The 13,947-nt window shown below is 40.1% G+C and carries 16 protein-coding genes; 1 reads left to right on the forward strand and 15 read right to left on the reverse strand.

Annotation, left to right across the window (positions count from 1 at the left end; all coding sequences use genetic code 11):
* Nucleotides 1-61 precede the first annotated feature (61 nt).
* The 15 genes from paaX to ACB089_RS13500 all read right to left on the reverse strand — a co-directional run bounded on the left by paaX (nt 62) and on the right by ACB089_RS13500 (nt 12,944).
* Nucleotides 62-886: a phenylacetic acid degradation operon negative regulatory protein PaaX gene (gene paaX, locus ACB089_RS13430; RefSeq protein ID WP_374966853.1), complete on the reverse strand. Its 825-nt coding sequence runs from the start codon at nt 884-886 to the stop codon at nt 62-64.
* A 21-nt stretch (nt 887-907) separates the two neighbouring features.
* Nucleotides 908-1,684, reverse strand: coding sequence for an enoyl-CoA hydratase-related protein (locus ACB089_RS13435; RefSeq protein ID WP_374966854.1), 777 nt, complete (start codon nt 1,682-1,684; stop codon nt 908-910).
* A 398-nt stretch (nt 1,685-2,082) separates the two neighbouring features.
* A complete protein-coding gene (locus tag ACB089_RS13440; RefSeq protein WP_374966855.1) occupies nt 2,083-3,285 on the reverse strand; it encodes an acetyl-CoA C-acyltransferase in 1,203 nt (400 codons plus the stop codon).
* Nucleotides 3,282-4,151 carry a 3-hydroxyacyl-CoA dehydrogenase gene (locus ACB089_RS13445; RefSeq protein WP_374966856.1) on the reverse strand — a complete coding sequence of 290 codons (870 nt, stop codon included), beginning with the start codon at nt 4,149-4,151 and terminating at the stop codon, nt 3,282-3,284. Before ACB089_RS13445 ends, ACB089_RS13440 begins: the two co-directional genes overlap by 4 nt.
* 74 nt (nt 4,152-4,225) lie before the next feature.
* The gene (locus ACB089_RS13450) at nt 4,226-5,734 is read right to left on the reverse strand and encodes an aldehyde dehydrogenase family protein (protein WP_374966857.1); all 1,509 of its coding nucleotides are present in this window, start codon (nt 5,732-5,734) and stop codon (nt 4,226-4,228) included.
* A 17-nt stretch (nt 5,735-5,751) separates the two neighbouring features.
* A complete protein-coding gene (locus ACB089_RS13455; RefSeq protein WP_374966858.1) occupies nt 5,752-6,525 on the reverse strand; it encodes an enoyl-CoA hydratase-related protein in 774 nt (257 codons plus the stop codon).
* A 2-nt stretch (nt 6,526-6,527) separates the two neighbouring features.
* Nucleotides 6,528-7,304 (reverse strand): enoyl-CoA hydratase/isomerase family protein, encoded by a 777-nt coding sequence (locus ACB089_RS13460; protein WP_374966859.1) that lies wholly within the window; start codon nt 7,302-7,304, stop codon nt 6,528-6,530.
* Nucleotides 7,304-7,606: an EthD family reductase gene (locus ACB089_RS13465; RefSeq protein WP_374966860.1), complete on the reverse strand. Its 303-nt coding sequence runs from the start codon at nt 7,604-7,606 to the stop codon at nt 7,304-7,306. The genes ACB089_RS13460 and ACB089_RS13465 overlap by 1 nt, the downstream gene beginning before the upstream one ends.
* 20 nt (nt 7,607-7,626) lie before the next feature.
* Nucleotides 7,627-8,124: a 1,2-phenylacetyl-CoA epoxidase subunit PaaD gene (gene paaD / locus ACB089_RS13470; protein ID WP_374966861.1), complete on the reverse strand. Its 498-nt coding sequence runs from the start codon at nt 8,122-8,124 to the stop codon at nt 7,627-7,629.
* Nucleotides 8,125-8,135: 11 nt separating this feature from the next.
* Nucleotides 8,136-8,936, reverse strand: coding sequence for a 1,2-phenylacetyl-CoA epoxidase subunit PaaC (paaC, locus tag ACB089_RS13475; protein ID WP_374966862.1), 801 nt, complete (start codon nt 8,934-8,936; stop codon nt 8,136-8,138).
* Complete coding sequence (gene paaB, locus ACB089_RS13480) at nt 8,929-9,282, reverse strand: 1,2-phenylacetyl-CoA epoxidase subunit PaaB (RefSeq protein ID WP_374966863.1); 354 nt, start codon at nt 9,280-9,282, stop codon at nt 8,929-8,931. The genes paaC and paaB overlap by 8 nt, the downstream gene beginning before the upstream one ends.
* A gap of 23 nt (nt 9,283-9,305) precedes the next feature.
* Nucleotides 9,306-10,259, reverse strand: a complete 954-nt coding sequence (gene paaA / locus ACB089_RS13485; RefSeq protein ID WP_374966864.1) for a 1,2-phenylacetyl-CoA epoxidase subunit PaaA — start codon at nt 10,257-10,259, stop codon at nt 9,306-9,308.
* Between the two features lie 71 nt (nt 10,260-10,330).
* Complete coding sequence (locus ACB089_RS13490; RefSeq protein ID WP_068985445.1) at nt 10,331-10,570, reverse strand: ferredoxin; 240 nt, start codon at nt 10,568-10,570, stop codon at nt 10,331-10,333.
* A gap of 29 nt (nt 10,571-10,599) precedes the next feature.
* Nucleotides 10,600-11,616, reverse strand: a complete 1,017-nt coding sequence (locus ACB089_RS13495) for an NAD(P)/FAD-dependent oxidoreductase (protein WP_374966865.1) — start codon at nt 11,614-11,616, stop codon at nt 10,600-10,602.
* On the reverse strand, nt 11,613-12,944 hold the full coding sequence (locus tag ACB089_RS13500; RefSeq protein ID WP_374966866.1) for a phenylacetate--CoA ligase family protein: 1,332 nt from the start codon (nt 12,942-12,944) through the stop codon (nt 11,613-11,615). The genes ACB089_RS13495 and ACB089_RS13500 overlap by 4 nt, the downstream gene beginning before the upstream one ends.
* 456 nt (nt 12,945-13,400) lie before the next feature.
* Between ACB089_RS13500 and ACB089_RS13505 the strand changes: the two genes are divergently transcribed.
* Nucleotides 13,401-13,835 (forward strand): PaaI family thioesterase, encoded by a 435-nt coding sequence (locus ACB089_RS13505; RefSeq protein WP_374966867.1) that lies wholly within the window; start codon nt 13,401-13,403, stop codon nt 13,833-13,835.
* Nucleotides 13,836-13,947: the final 112 nt, after the last annotated feature.

A 13,947-nucleotide genomic window follows, 5' to 3' on the forward strand; every position in this document is an offset into this window, starting at 1 on the left:
AGTTTTTCAATACCAAAAAAGCTTATCCATAAAAAAATATGGACAAGCTCTTTTTCGCTTTTTAATTATCTGCATGGAATATTTCTTCAAAGAAACGGCATGATGGACCTTCTAGTAAATTATAATATTCTTGGAATAAGAGCGCAGCATGATTTCCACTCCACATAGGCGGTAATAATTCTTGCGGCAGTCCTGGATCGATAAATAAGAATTTACGATATTCATGAACGAGATTTGTACGCTCTACAAAACACTCCGCATCCGACATTTCTTTTCGTGAGATTGCACTTTGATGGATAATGTACTGCTTACTATATTGATCCATAAACTTCTCATAACGTGCTTCAATCTCAGCCAACGACCAGCTTTTTTCAATAAGCGTTTCATGATCATGAGGGCCTATATATTCAGCTGTAAAAAAGTCTACATAATTAGCAACATCATATTTTTGAATAAGTAGTTTAACCTCTTCTTCTAAATTATTCGGAGAGATCCAACAGCCATTCGAAAAGGAGCCAAATCCACTCCATAATAGCTCTTTCCGTAATTCATCCCGTATTTGACGCTTATCCTCTGGAATAGAGTACATCAAAAGTCGCCATTTTCCATCCCACTTCGTCGGTTTCAATTTAAAAATACGATTTGCCGCTTCTTGCATCCGCTTTTCACCGCGTTTTGTTAAAAAATAATAACTACGATTCCCTCGTTTTTCTGATTGCAGCCATCCTTGTTTGACCATTCTAGATACAGAAACGCGTACATTTTGCTCTGTGTGACCAAATTCTTTTAACAAACGAATCAAACTACCAATCCAGATTTTTGAACCGTAATGCATGATATAATCGCCATAGAGCGTAAAAATCATCGACTGTGTATTTGCGCCCATTCTATCCCTCTACTTTCTTACTCATTTTCCTTGAAATGCAGGTTGGCGTTTCTCACTAAATGCCTGTAATGCTTCAAGACGATCCTCTGTCGGAATGACTAGCTCGTATGCCTTCGATTCGATGGCAAGACCCGTTTGAATATCGGTATTCATCCCTTGTGAAATGGCATATTTGGCTTGACGAACAGCTACAGGACCATTTTGCATCATCCGCATTGCGAGTGATTCACATTCCATTAGCAACGATTCACGGGGCACTGTTTTTAACACGATGCCTAGTGATGTTGCCTCAGAAGCTGTAATTTTCGCTGCTGTTAGTATCATTTCTTTTGCCTTCATTTCACCGATTAAGCGTGGTAGTCGTTGCGTACCACCTGCCCCAGGAATTATTGCCCAACTTGTTTCAGTTAGTCCGAGTAGTGCTTCGTTTACTGCAATCGCAAAATCACATGCTAATAACCATTCAAATCCCCCACCTAGTGCATGTCCATTGACTGCCGCTATAGTTGGTTGTGGTAAATTCGCTATACTATTAAACACGTCTCGAATTGCTCGTACGTTCCGATGTACTTCTTGTATTGTTAATGTTTTTCGTTCTTTTAAATCTGCCCCTGCACTAAATGCCTTATCACCCGCACCTGTAAAAATTACGACGCGGACATTCTCAGCTATATGTAATTCGTCCACTATTTGTTGGAGTTGCGACAACGCATCATAGTTGAAACAATTTAACACCTCTGGACGATTTATTGTTACATAAGCAATATAATTTTCTATTCTAAATGAAATACTTTTCATTTGCAAACTCTCCTTTTTCATTTGTCTATTTAAAAAAACGGCACATCGATTGCGCCGTTTCATATTGTTGAAAAAACTATTATGTCAATAAAATTAAGCTGTCCTATTAAACAGTGAAACGATTGTAATTCTGTTGTTGCGACCGCTTTGCTTTCGCATTGGCAAAGCGAGGCGGTGATTTCCGTTCCGGCTGGGCGCTTTCCTGGGGGCGTCCGATGAGCCGCTTCGCTTCGCTCCAGGGTCTCATCTGTGACGCTGATCCCCAAGGAGTCGCCCAGCCTCCACTCCAATCACCCATATCACCTAGCATGTATCTTCTGGCATGTCACTTTAATATATTAAAACTAAGCGGCTGCAACAAATGTTTTCTGAGAGTCATACTTTGTTCTTATTAATGATCATTCAATATTTTCAATAATCGTTGCAATTCCCTGCCCAACTCCGATACACATGGAGGCAAGACCGTATTGTACGTTTTGTTTTTTCATCTCGTAAATTAATGTTGTCACTATTCGGGCACCGCTTGCTCCAAGTGGATGACCAAATGCGATCGCGCCTCCATTGACATTCACTTGCGCTGGATTTAGTTCAAGTTGCTTGATCGATTCTAATGCTTGGGACGCAAATGCTTCATTGATTTCATATAAACCGATGTCATTTGTTGTTAGGCCAGCGCGTTGTAATGCTTTTCTTGAAGAATGGATCGGACCTAACCCCATAACAGCAGGCTCTAATCCTGCAACAGCACCTGTTACATATCGTGCTAATGGTGTTATACCTAACTCTTTTGCTTTTTCTGCACTCATTAGTAATAATGCTGAGGCACCATCATTCACGCCAGAAGCATTACCGGCTGTAACAGTCCCATTTTCAAAAATAGGTCGTAGTTTAGCAAGTGCTTCTAATGATGTATCCGGGCGTGGATGTTCATCTGTATCTACGATGATGTCATTTCCTTTTTTATCTTTCAAATAGACGGGCACGATTTCTTCTGCGAATCGATTTGTGGTCATCGCTTTTTTCGCACGTTGTTGGCTTTCAAATGCAAATGCATCTTGTTCCTCACGGCTAATGTGAAAGCGCTGGGCTACGTTTTCAGCAGTTTGTGGCATTGTATCTGCGCCATACATATTTTGCAACTTCGGATTCGTAAAGCGCCAGCCAATCGTCGTATCAAACATCTTTTGATCGCCTCTTGGATAATCAACTTCCGGTTTACCCATTACAAATGGCGCACGCGTCATACTTTCCGTACCACCTGCGATAAAAATATCCCCTTCACCACTTTTAATAGCACGTGCTGCGAAATGTATTGCATCCATTCCCGAACCACAAAGTCGGTTAATGGTTGTTCCTCCAACTTCAATTGGTAGTTCAGCAAGTAATGCAGCCATCCGCGCGACATTTCGATTATCTTCTCCTGCTTGGTTGGCATTTCCGAAAATAACATCCTCAATTTGTTCAGCTGACACTTTTGGGTTTCGTTCTATAAGTGCCTTGATGACAATAGCAGCTAAATCATCCGGCCGAACGGTTTTTAATGCACCTTTATAACGTCCAATCGGTGTACGTACAGCATCTACAATAACGACTTCCGTCATTTTTTTACCACCTCTTTTTGCTCGCTATAGTCATAGACACCTTTCCCACTCTTTCTCCCTAAACGTCCAGCTTGTACATATTGTTCGAGCAGTGGTGCTGGGCGGTATTTTTCACCGAGCTTTTCATGTAAATAGCGTAAATTATTTAGACGTGCATCAAGGCCGACTAAATCGACCAATTCGAATGGCCCCATAGGATAATTCAAGCCGAGCTTAATCGCTTTATCGATGTCTTCCGGACTTCCTAAGCCTTCTTGTAACATGTAAAAGGCTTCATTACCAACAAGCGCACTAATACGACTTGTAACAAAACCCGGAAACTCATTAATGACGACAGTTTGTTTGCCCATTTGTTTCGCAATTTCACAAATAGTTTGGACCGTCTCATCACTTGTTTCCAAACCTCTAATCACCTCAACGAGTTCCATTTTATGGACAGGATTAAAGAAGTGCATCGCAATTGTTTGTTCAGGTCGCTTTGCATAGGAAGCAATTTCTGTTGGGCTCATTGTAGACGTATTTGTTGCAAATAAACAATGAGGGGATGCAAACTGTTCCATCTGCTCAAAGACGGCTCGTTTAATGTCGCTTTTTTCGGGTACAGCTTCAATAATTAAGTCTGCTTCATTTGCAACAGTCGCTAAATCAGTTACATAAGTCAGACGTAACATCGCTTCTTGTACTTGTTGCGCTGTTAATTTTCCGCGTACAACGGATTTTTCGAATATGGAGATAATTTCATTTTGAGCATTTTGTAACGCCTGTTCGTTAATGTCTATAATAGCTGTTTCGAAGCCACTAACTGCACTTACGTAGGCAATTCCACGTCCCATAACCCCTGATCCGATGACAATAACTTTTTTCATTCAAACTGCCTCCTTATTGTGAAAACCATATACGAAGAGTGGAGATATCTCATCGCATATGGTTTTTGTCTTAGTTAGACGCCTAGTGGATTTAGTGGGCGGCTTCCATAATATGAAATGATACTTTTTGTCTCTGTATATAAGTCTAATGTTTCGATACATAGTTCACGTCCGAAACCAGATTGCTTATACCCGCCAAAAGGAGTACCCGGCATTGCAGAGAATGGACAATTGACCATCACGATTCCTGCTTGGATTTGATTGGCTACACGCGTAGCACGTGCACCGTCTTTTGACCAAACCGCTGAGCCTAAACCAAACTCTGAATCGTTCGCTAGTCTAATAGCTTCTTTTTCATCGCTAAATGGCATGACAACCACTACTGGACCAAATATTTCTTCACAAACGACTTTCATGGATTGATTGACATCAGCAATTATAGTTGGCTCATACCAGAAACCATTTTCAAAGCCCTCTACAGCTGCCACTTTGCCACCTGTTAAAATCGTTGCGCCTTCTTCAATGGCAGATTTTACATAGCCATCGATCGTATTTAATTGGTCTTGGTCGATAATTGCTCCCATATGAGTCCCTTTATCGAATGGATCACCTAGTTTAATCGCTTTTGTTTTCGCGACAAATTTCTCTAAAAACTCATCGTAAATGTCTTTGTGTACATATAAGCGTGAACGCGCTTCACAAGATTGGCCTGAGTTATAGAAAATGCCGTATAGTGAGCCATCTACCGCCGCATCGATATCTGCATCTTCGAATACTAGATTTGGAGATTTTCCACCTAGCTCTAATGTAACGCGTTTTAATGTTTGTGAAGCTTTTTCCATAATGCCTTTGCCGACTGGTGTTGAACCTGTAAAGGCTACTTTATCGACTTGCTGATGTTCTACTAAGTAATTCCCTACATCTTTCCCTGAACCAGGAACGATGTTGACAACCCCTGCTGGTACACCTGCTTCTAAGCAAATCTCCCCTAACACGATTGCTGTCAAAGGCGTTAAAGATGCTGGTTTCACAATAACGGAGCAACCAACGGCTATGGCTGGAGCAATCTTCCAAGCAGCCATCATAAGTGGGTAATTCCAAGGAACAATTTGTGCACATACGCCAACAGGCTCTTTTTCCGTGTAGTTATGGAATTGACCCGGCATATTATTTACTGCTCCGCGATGACCAACAATCGCGCCTGCATAAAATTCGAAATCTTCTATTGCTTGGTTTACTTGACCCTGCGCTGTGCCAAGTGATTTTCCTGTATCAAGCATTTCTAGCTCGACGATTTCATTAAAACGAGCACGCATGATAGCAGCAATTTTATGAAGCACTTGTGCACGACGATTAATTGGATATTGTTTCCACTTCCCGTGATCAAATGCTTCACGAGCTGCTTGTACTGCACGTTCCGCATCTTCCTGCGAGGCTTTAGCGATAGTCGCTACGACTTCTCCTGTCGCAGGATTAATCGTTTGGAATGTCTCACCTTTACTGCTCTCCACTTTTTCACCATTAATAATTAAATGATAAAAATCACGTTTCACTGAAACTTGCTCTTGTACTTGTTGTGCCATTGTCATTCACTCCTTTTTTATTGTCCGCTAAATTGAGGTTGTCTTTTTTCTGCAAATGCTTTCATACCTTCTTGGTGATCGTCTGTCGCTCCAGCAATACTTTGACTTTGTGCTTCGTAAGCAAGGAAGTCTTCGAACTTTAAATGTTCTGCCGCCTTGATATTACGTTTAATAAGACCTATTGCTTTTGTCGGTAACTGGACAATCTGTTGAGCGAATGTATGCACATCCTCTTCAAATGTTTCATTGCTATAAACAGCTGTTGCTAACCCTAATTGTTTGGCTTCATCTGGTTTAATGCGTTGACCGATTATAGAAATTTCAAGAGCTTTCGCGTCGCCTACTAATCGTTTTAAATAGTATAAATTCCCTGAATCAGGAATTAGCCCTACATGGATGAAAGCATTCATAAAGAAGGACTTTTCTGCCATCACGCGAAAGTCGGCAGCAAGGGCTAAACTAAAACCAGCCCCCGCCGCTGCACCACTCACAGCTGCGATTATCGGTTTTTCACAGCTATGTAGTTGTTGTACCATTGGACCATAGTAATCTGTTAAAATATCACCAAGTTTAGTACCTTCATCAATAACCGAAAGATCTTGACCTGAACAAAATGCGCGCCCTTCACCACGCAGTACAATACAACGTACCGAATCATCTGTAGATGCTTGTTTGACAGCCGTACGAATTTCGTGATTCATCTGTGCCGTGAACGCATTTAATGTGTCAGGACGATTTAATGAAATATAAGCTACAGATTCTTTTAGTTCGTATAGAATCGTTTCAAACATAATTATCTCCCCTTAAAGTTCGCTTGACGTTTTTCAACGAATGCTTGCATGCCTTCTTTTTGATCTTCTGAAGAGAATAATACATAGAAATTTTTACGCTCAAACTGCATACCTTCATAGAGCGAGTAGTCTACAGCTTTGTTGACTGCTTCCTTTATGAGTCGTAAAGCTAGGGCAGGTTTTTGCGCGAGCATCAACGCTGTTTTATGTGTTTCCTCTATTAAAATTTCTGGCTGTACAATTTTATTGATGACCCCATATGCGAGCGCTTCATCGGCAGTAATCCGCGCCGCGCTCCAAATCCACTCTAATGCTTTTGTTCGCCCTACTAATTTTGTTAAGCGCTGTGTACCACCCGCGCCAGGCATTACACCAAGGTTTATTTCAGGGAAACTAAATTCTGTACCCTCTGCGGCAATTAATACATCGCAGCACAGGGCTAATTCAAAGCCACCTCCGAAAACAAACCCTTTAACACTACCGATAATAGGCTTTTTAATTTGCCCAATACGATCCCAATCGGCGAATTGATTTAATAACTCTAAACGAATCGTATTGTCTGCCGCCATCTCATCAATATCTGCACCGGATGAGAACGCTTTTCCATTTCCAGCTAAAACGATGACCTGTACGTGCTCATCACGATCAAACATTTCCATTGCCTGCACAATTTCATGTACCATTGCACGATTTAATGAATTGTATTGGCGAGGGCGGTTTAAGTAGATATACCCGATCCCACTGTCCATTGTTATTTCAATAAATGTGAATGCTGTCATTACGCATCTTCACCGATTATTAATGTGACGATATCGCTTGCAAAGCTCATTAAATCTTTACCAGATGCTTTCCCTTCTGGTGAACGTAGCCCAAGCTTTAAATCTTCTGTGCTATCATAGGTCATTTCACACATTAAGTAGTATGGCGTTTCTGTGCCCATCGGCGTTGAATTAAATTTTGTCACTTTCATTTCACGTAAGCCTGGGATTTTCGCAGTAATCGGAGTATGAACCTTTTCGTAATGCTCATCAAATGCTACCTTATCAACTGGGTGTTTATATAACGCGATTAATTTTGCCATAGTAAAATACGCTCCTTTGTCTACATCGAAGTAGAAATTAATTTCATTGCCTCAAATGGATTTTTACAGCTTTTGCAATATAAAATACTGCGGCACGCTGTTGGACCAAAAATATTTTCAAGTGTTACATACGTAGAGCCACAGTACGGGCAATCTACATGCCAAGAGCCATCTTCTTGTAAAAAACGAGGTGGAGGAGCAATACCGAATTGCTTTAGTCCTTCTCGCCCCTTCGCTGTTACACGATCCGAAGTCCAGGTAGGATTATTTATAAACACGACACTTACTTCACGAACGTCTTCTAGTTGTTCGACTGCTTTTTTTATATTTTGTTGAATGATTGTCAGTGCAGGACATCCCGAAAATGTTGGTAGCACTTCAATACGGATATGGCCATCATTCACTTGCACACGTTCAACCATGCCAAGGTCAATAATACTCACCGTATCAATTTCTGGGTCCTTCACTGTATCGAGCACCTCATAGATGTGCGCTTCGTGCAGATCAGTAGTTGGCATCGTTACCCTCCTTACCAGCTTGCCGCTAAATCAGAACGATACACCTCTGACATCGTTTCGATTGCCGATGTTAAATCGTCTGTATGTTGCCCGTTGCGACCATTGATCTTCGGTGCAGGTAGTCCAGGTATTGTGATTTCTACCGCTTCAAAAGTTGGTGTTACAATAGCCAACCAACGTTCTTTTATGGCCGCTTCTGACTCGATTAATTCACATGTTGCTAGATGCGTAGCGGACTTGCCAAAAGACAATAAATCACCAGCATCCTTTATCACTTCCTGTAATGCTGTCATCATGCGTGAACGTGATTCCTCTGTTGCTGTACATAATTGAGTAAACCATGTTGTCCAATGCATCTGATGATAATAAAGCTCCGTACTAATTTTCACAGCCACTTCTCGGATAGGTGCATAACTACTCGCCTTTAGTGCATCCATTTTCGCTTTTTTCGCCGTGGTATAGACAAAATTGCGTGCGATGGCGTATCCCCAGTCGTAATTCGGTGCTTCCTTGTAGTAACCTTCTCCATTCGGGCGTTCTACAAGTAAACTATTACAACGCTCCTCTTTAGGTCGAAGCTGTGCTAACGAGTCTGAAGTACCTTCACCAAGTTCTTCTAGAAGTGAGTAAAATAATTTCGCATGCCCCATCGTATCTTGTGTAATGGATGAAAACGCTACGTCTTCCTCAATATGCGGCGCTAATCCAAGCCACTCGGAGCCACGATAAGAAAATAAATAATCATCGTCCGCTAATTGATAAAGTAGCGTAATGACGGCTTTTTTATATTCAGGCGTTACTTCGTTATTCATTTTCCTTCCCCCCTCCTGCCCAAGATAGGATTTCTTTTTCATCCAGCATGACTTGTTCATAGTGACGCCATTTTTTCTTTAAATAGCCATAGCCCTTTGTTGTCCGGTAATCTTTATTGTCTAGGCGTTGCAGCGCTTGTTTATTGTCTTGAGTTAGACCGTGTAAATGTTTGCGATTGACGACCCAAATGTCCACTACTGGCTCCCGACGCATAAAGTTTTCCTGTGCCATAATTAGCGCCATTTCTCCATTCGGCGCTAAAAGACTAAACTGATGTTGAAAATTTGATGTTGGTGTTCGTTTACTAAATACTTCAAATTCTTGATAGAAAGATTGCTTTTTCATGATGAACCTCCTCTCTCTACTAGTTAATTTACTAGAGCAGTTAATGCTTCCCGTACCCAAGCGTTATTTTCGTAAGATGAACGACGAAGTGCTAAGCGTTCTTGTGAGCACGGACCTTCGTTGCGCTGGATTTTTTTGAAATATTCCCAGTTTGGCTCTTGGTAAATCCATTTATTTTTTGCTTCATCAAAGTGCAAAGTTGAGTCTGGCACAGTTAAACCGATCGATTGAATACGAGGAATATATTTTGTTAAGAAATTTTGTCTTAACTCCTCATTCGTTAAGACACGAATTTTATATTTAATCGTTAGATCTTGTTTACTAGTACCTGTTGTATCTTTTGATGCTGGGCCAAAGAAAAATAACAATGATTCCCACCAACGATTTAACGCATCTTGTACAAGTGCACGTTGTTCCGTTGTGCCTTCTGCTAATGCCATAATAATGGCTTCACCGTGTTGTGCATGGAATACTTCTTCCGCACAAATACGTTGTAAGGCACGCGCATAAGGTCCGTATGAAGAACCTAACATGTTTGTTTGTGAAATAATGGCAGCGCCGTCAACAAGCCAGCCGATTAACCCCGCATCCCCCCATGATTTTGCTTCCATATGGAATACGTTGTGGAATTTAAGGCGTCCTTCGAATAAATCAATCATTAAATCGCCGCGATTTTTACCATATGGCTTAAGTAAATCTTCTGCTACGCGTAATAATAATTGACCATGTCCCATCTCATCTTGAACCTTTGCCATAATTCCTAACTTACGATATAAAGTCGGTGCTTTCGGAACCCATTCTTTTTCAGGTAGAGCGCCCATAATTTCACTAATACCATGCATTGAAATTAATTTGATTAGCGCTAAGCGGTATTCTTCCGGCATCCAATCATCTACTTCAATCTTCTCTCCAGCAGCAATACGTGCCTCAAATTGCTCCTGTAATTCTTGTTCAGATAATTGTGTAACGACACTCATAGTAAAAGCCTCCTTATATAACCGATTTCTGATAATCGTTACTATTATGTTATGTTGGAGTGCAAAAAAAATCACACTTCTAACAAGACCTTATTATTATTTGCTACTTTAATGGATTCTGTTGGACAGCCTTCCATTGCATCCTCTAAATCATCATATAAATCTATCGGAACTTCTTGGCAACCTTGGTTATTGTCTAAAATAACAAATGCAATTCCTTCGTCATTATAATCAAAAATATCCGGTGCCGATGCGCCACATGCACCACAAGCAATACATGTATCTTGATCTACTCTAGTGAATTTCGCCATATACTCACTCCTTTCACAAACCTACAGCATTAGGAAAGCTGTTTCTTTTTTTCTTCCATTACACTCGTACTATGCAACGGCTGCACTTTCGATGTTGGGTCAATATATACTTTCGCATTACTAATTGCAGTAGGCGCCTCTCCGAAACCACTGACAATTAATTTTACTTTCCCATCATATGTGCAAATATCACCTGCCGCATAAATACCCGGAATGTTCGTTTCCATTCGAGAATTAACGACGATAGAGTTTTTACTAATTTCTAAGCCCCAGTCTTTAATAGCACCTAAAGAGGAGACAAAACCAAAGTTCACGATTATATCATCGACTCCATAGATGGGCTGTTGTGTTTCGTCTTTTGCATGCTTTAATTTAACATGTGTAATGTGCTCTTCCCCTATCAATTCTTCGGGTACATAAGGTGTAATCACCTCAACAGAAGATTGCATTAAGTTTTCTACACTATGTTCATGTGCACGAAATTTATCACGTCTGTGGACTATAGAGACCTTTTTAGCAATTGGTTCTAGCATCATTGCCCAATCAACCGCTGAATCACCGCCACCAAAAACCATCACGTTACGATCTTTAAAAGCATTGAGGTCATTAATGAAGTAGTGTAAATTATGTTGTGCATACTTGTCTTCCCCATCAAACTCTAGCGTACGAACTTTAAACGCACCGTTTCCGGCAGTGATTAGTATTGTACGTGAATAATGAGTACCCGTAGTCGTGACAAGTTTGAAAATACCGTTTTCGTCTTTTTCGATTGTTTGTACAGATTCATTCGTACAAACATCTACTGGGAAAGTATTCATTTGCTGTCGTAAATTATAGATAAGATCTTGCGCCCGAATTTTCGGAAAACCTGCAATATCATAAATATATTTTTCCGGATAAAGCGCAGCTAGTTGGCCGCCCAGCTGAGGAAGGCTTTCGATAATTTTGACGCTCATGCCTCGCATACCACCATAGAAGGCAGCAAACATACCAACAGGACCCCCACCTATAATGGTCACATCTTTTATTTGCTCAGTATCAATCATTGAAGAACCTCCTTCTGTTCCTTTCTTCTATCAATGACACGAATTGCTTTTCCTTCAGAGCGTGGAATTGTACCAATATTTTCAATGACCAGACTAACAGAAATTAAGCAGGCATTTTTTAAATCGTGCTTGATTTCCTTTGTCAGTAATTGAATCAGCGGATGATTTAGATCACCTTTTACTTTTTCACATAGTTTTGGCGTTAACTCAACATGGAGTTCGATCGCATCCATATTGCCCTTTTTCAACAAATGGATTTGATAATGTGGTGCCAAACCTTCAATTTGTAACAACTCACGTTCGATTTCAGACGGGAAGACATTAACGCCACGAATAATTAACATGTCATCTGTTCGTCCCTTCACGCGCGCCATCCGCATTGTTGTACGTCCACATTTACATTTTTCACGTGTAATCGATGTAATATCACCTGTACGATAACGAATAATTGGTAGCGCTTCCTTTGTTAAACTAGTAATAACCAATTCACCATCTTCACCATCAGCTACAGGTTCTAATGTATCTGGATCGATAATTTCTACGAAGAAATGGTCTTCTGCAATATGTAAACCATCTTGTGCTTCATAGCATTCAACTGAAACACCTGGACCCATCACTTCACTTAAACCGTAAATATCCATTGCACGAATTTTTAATTTATCTTCTATCGCACGACGCATTTCCTCTGACCAAGGCTCTGCACCAAAAATTCCATATTCAATCCCGTTCGTCGCTGGATCAATGCCCATTTCCTCCATCTTTTCAGCGATGTTCAGAATATAAGAAGGAGTACCTGCGATGCCTCGCGGTTTAAAATCTTCAATTAATGTAATTTGACGTTCTGTATTTCCTCCTGAGACTGGTACAACGGCCGCTCCTAATGTTTCAGCTCCGTAGTGTAAACCTATCCCACCAGTAAATAGACCATATCCATATGCATTATGAAAAATATCTGATTTGCGTCCCCCTGCGGTAACAATAGCGCGAGCTAAAAGTCCCGACCACATATCGATATCATTTTTTGTATACCCGACAATTGTTGGTTTTCCACTAGTTCCCGAAGAACCATGAATGCGCACTACATCATCCATCGGTACTGCAAAAAGCTTAAATGGATATTGCTCACGTAAATTTATTTTTTTCGTAAATGGCAATTTGCAAATATCTTCTAAACTTTGAATATCAGCCGGCTTTACCCCGAGCCGATCAAACTGTTCCTTGTAGAAAGGTGTGTTGTTATAGACATTTTCAACCGTTGCTTTTAAACGCTCTAGTTGAATCCTTTCCATTTCTCCCCTTGAAGCTGTTTCTATTTCTAGATGATACATTTTCCTAGCCCCCCTTATGCTATTCCAATTCGGTACAACTATATTTATCTTTGTGTAACAAATAAATTACGAGAGTTTGTATTCCGTAATTAATTTTACGATAAACTTATTTGTCCGAATTGTCAATATATTTTATTTTCTCTATTTTGTGTAATTAATTAATTCGATTTCAGATGATTTATCTTAGTTGAAATGTATGTTGAAATACAAAGTGGTATTTATTAGATAACCTTTTAAATCCGCCATTAATCAAGGATAATCAAACGTAATTAAAAAAATAATCGAAAATTTAAAATAATTTTACAAAAATACGTTAATACATTTACTTTCCAAATGATAGATGTTAAATTATTTTTATATTTCACTTTATTCTCATTCGTTTTTATTTTGTATCAACGATATGGATGTTAATTACAAACAGACGAATGGCAAACTAAATGCAAAGGGGAGTTTACGATGACGTTAACCGAGGCTCAACAACACGAAAAACATTATGACGAAATTTTTGAAACGTTAAAACAGGAACCATTCGCAAATTATTTAGGGATGGAGTTAGTAGAATTAAAAGCAGGGTATGCAAAAGTCACACTTTCTCCAACACTCCACATGCTAAACACTCATGGGACTGTACATGGAGGGATCATTTTTTCTTTAGCAGACTACGCTTTTGCAGCAGCTAGTAATTCTTACGGTACAACAGCTGTCGGTGTTACGAATACCATACATTACATGAGCGCAGGCTTGGCAGAACACCAACTAACAGCGATCGCTGAAGAAGTTAAAAAAACTCGTCGTTTAGCCTGGTATCGTATTAATGTTTGGACCAACGATGAATTATGTGCAACAATGGAAGCAATGGTTTATCGTAAAAATGAAAATTTCATCCAATAACAAAAGATGTGAGAGACCTTTTAAGCTTTAATTAGGTTTCTCACATCTTTTTTAACACGCGAAAATCCCTCACTAGTTACAAGAAGCCCTTCATGCAACTAGGAGGAATCTT

Source organism: Lysinibacillus sp. RS10, assembly GCF_041956855.1.
In the GTDB taxonomy this organism is placed as follows: Bacteria; Bacillota; Bacilli; order Bacillales_A; family Planococcaceae; genus Lysinibacillus; species Lysinibacillus xylanilyticus_A.

Bases quoted from the DNA above. Each gene is read 5' to 3' on its own strand.
- paaX (WP_374966853.1), bottom strand. From the start codon at position 886: ATGGGCGCAAATACACAGTCGATGATTTTTACGCTCTATGGCGATTAT.
- ACB089_RS13435 (WP_374966854.1), bottom strand. From the start codon at position 1,684: ATGAAAAGTATTTCATTTAGAATAGAAAATTATATTGCTTATGTAACA.
- ACB089_RS13440 (WP_374966855.1), bottom strand. From the start codon at position 3,285: ATGACGGAAGTCGTTATTGTAGATGCTGTACGTACACCGATTGGACGT.
- ACB089_RS13445 (WP_374966856.1), bottom strand. From the start codon at position 4,151: ATGAAAAAAGTTATTGTCATCGGATCAGGGGTTATGGGACGTGGAATT.
- ACB089_RS13450 (WP_374966857.1), bottom strand. From the start codon at position 5,734: ATGGCACAACAAGTACAAGAGCAAGTTTCAGTGAAACGTGATTTTTAT.
- ACB089_RS13455 (WP_374966858.1), bottom strand. From the start codon at position 6,525: ATGTTTGAAACGATTCTATACGAACTAAAAGAATCTGTAGCTTATATT.
- ACB089_RS13460 (WP_374966859.1), bottom strand. From the start codon at position 7,304: ATGACAGCATTCACATTTATTGAAATAACAATGGACAGTGGGATCGGG.
- ACB089_RS13465 (WP_374966860.1), bottom strand. From the start codon at position 7,606: ATGGCAAAATTAATCGCGTTATATAAACACCCAGTTGATAAGGTAGCA.
- paaD (WP_374966861.1), bottom strand. From the start codon at position 8,124: ATGCCAACTACTGATCTGCACGAAGCGCACATCTATGAGGTGCTCGAT.
- paaC (WP_374966862.1), bottom strand. From the start codon at position 8,936: ATGAATAACGAAGTAACGCCTGAATATAAAAAAGCCGTCATTACGCTA.
- paaB (WP_374966863.1), bottom strand. From the start codon at position 9,282: ATGAAAAAGCAATCTTTCTATCAAGAATTTGAAGTATTTAGTAAACGA.
- paaA (WP_374966864.1), bottom strand. From the start codon at position 10,259: ATGAGTGTCGTTACACAATTATCTGAACAAGAATTACAGGAGCAATTT.
- ACB089_RS13490 (WP_068985445.1), bottom strand. From the start codon at position 10,570: ATGGCGAAATTCACTAGAGTAGATCAAGATACATGTATTGCTTGTGGT.
- ACB089_RS13495 (WP_374966865.1), bottom strand. From the start codon at position 11,616: ATGATTGATACTGAGCAAATAAAAGATGTGACCATTATAGGTGGGGGT.
- ACB089_RS13500 (WP_374966866.1), bottom strand. From the start codon at position 12,944: ATGTATCATCTAGAAATAGAAACAGCTTCAAGGGGAGAAATGGAAAGG.
- ACB089_RS13505 (WP_374966867.1), top strand. From the start codon at position 13,401: ATGACGTTAACCGAGGCTCAACAACACGAAAAACATTATGACGAAATT.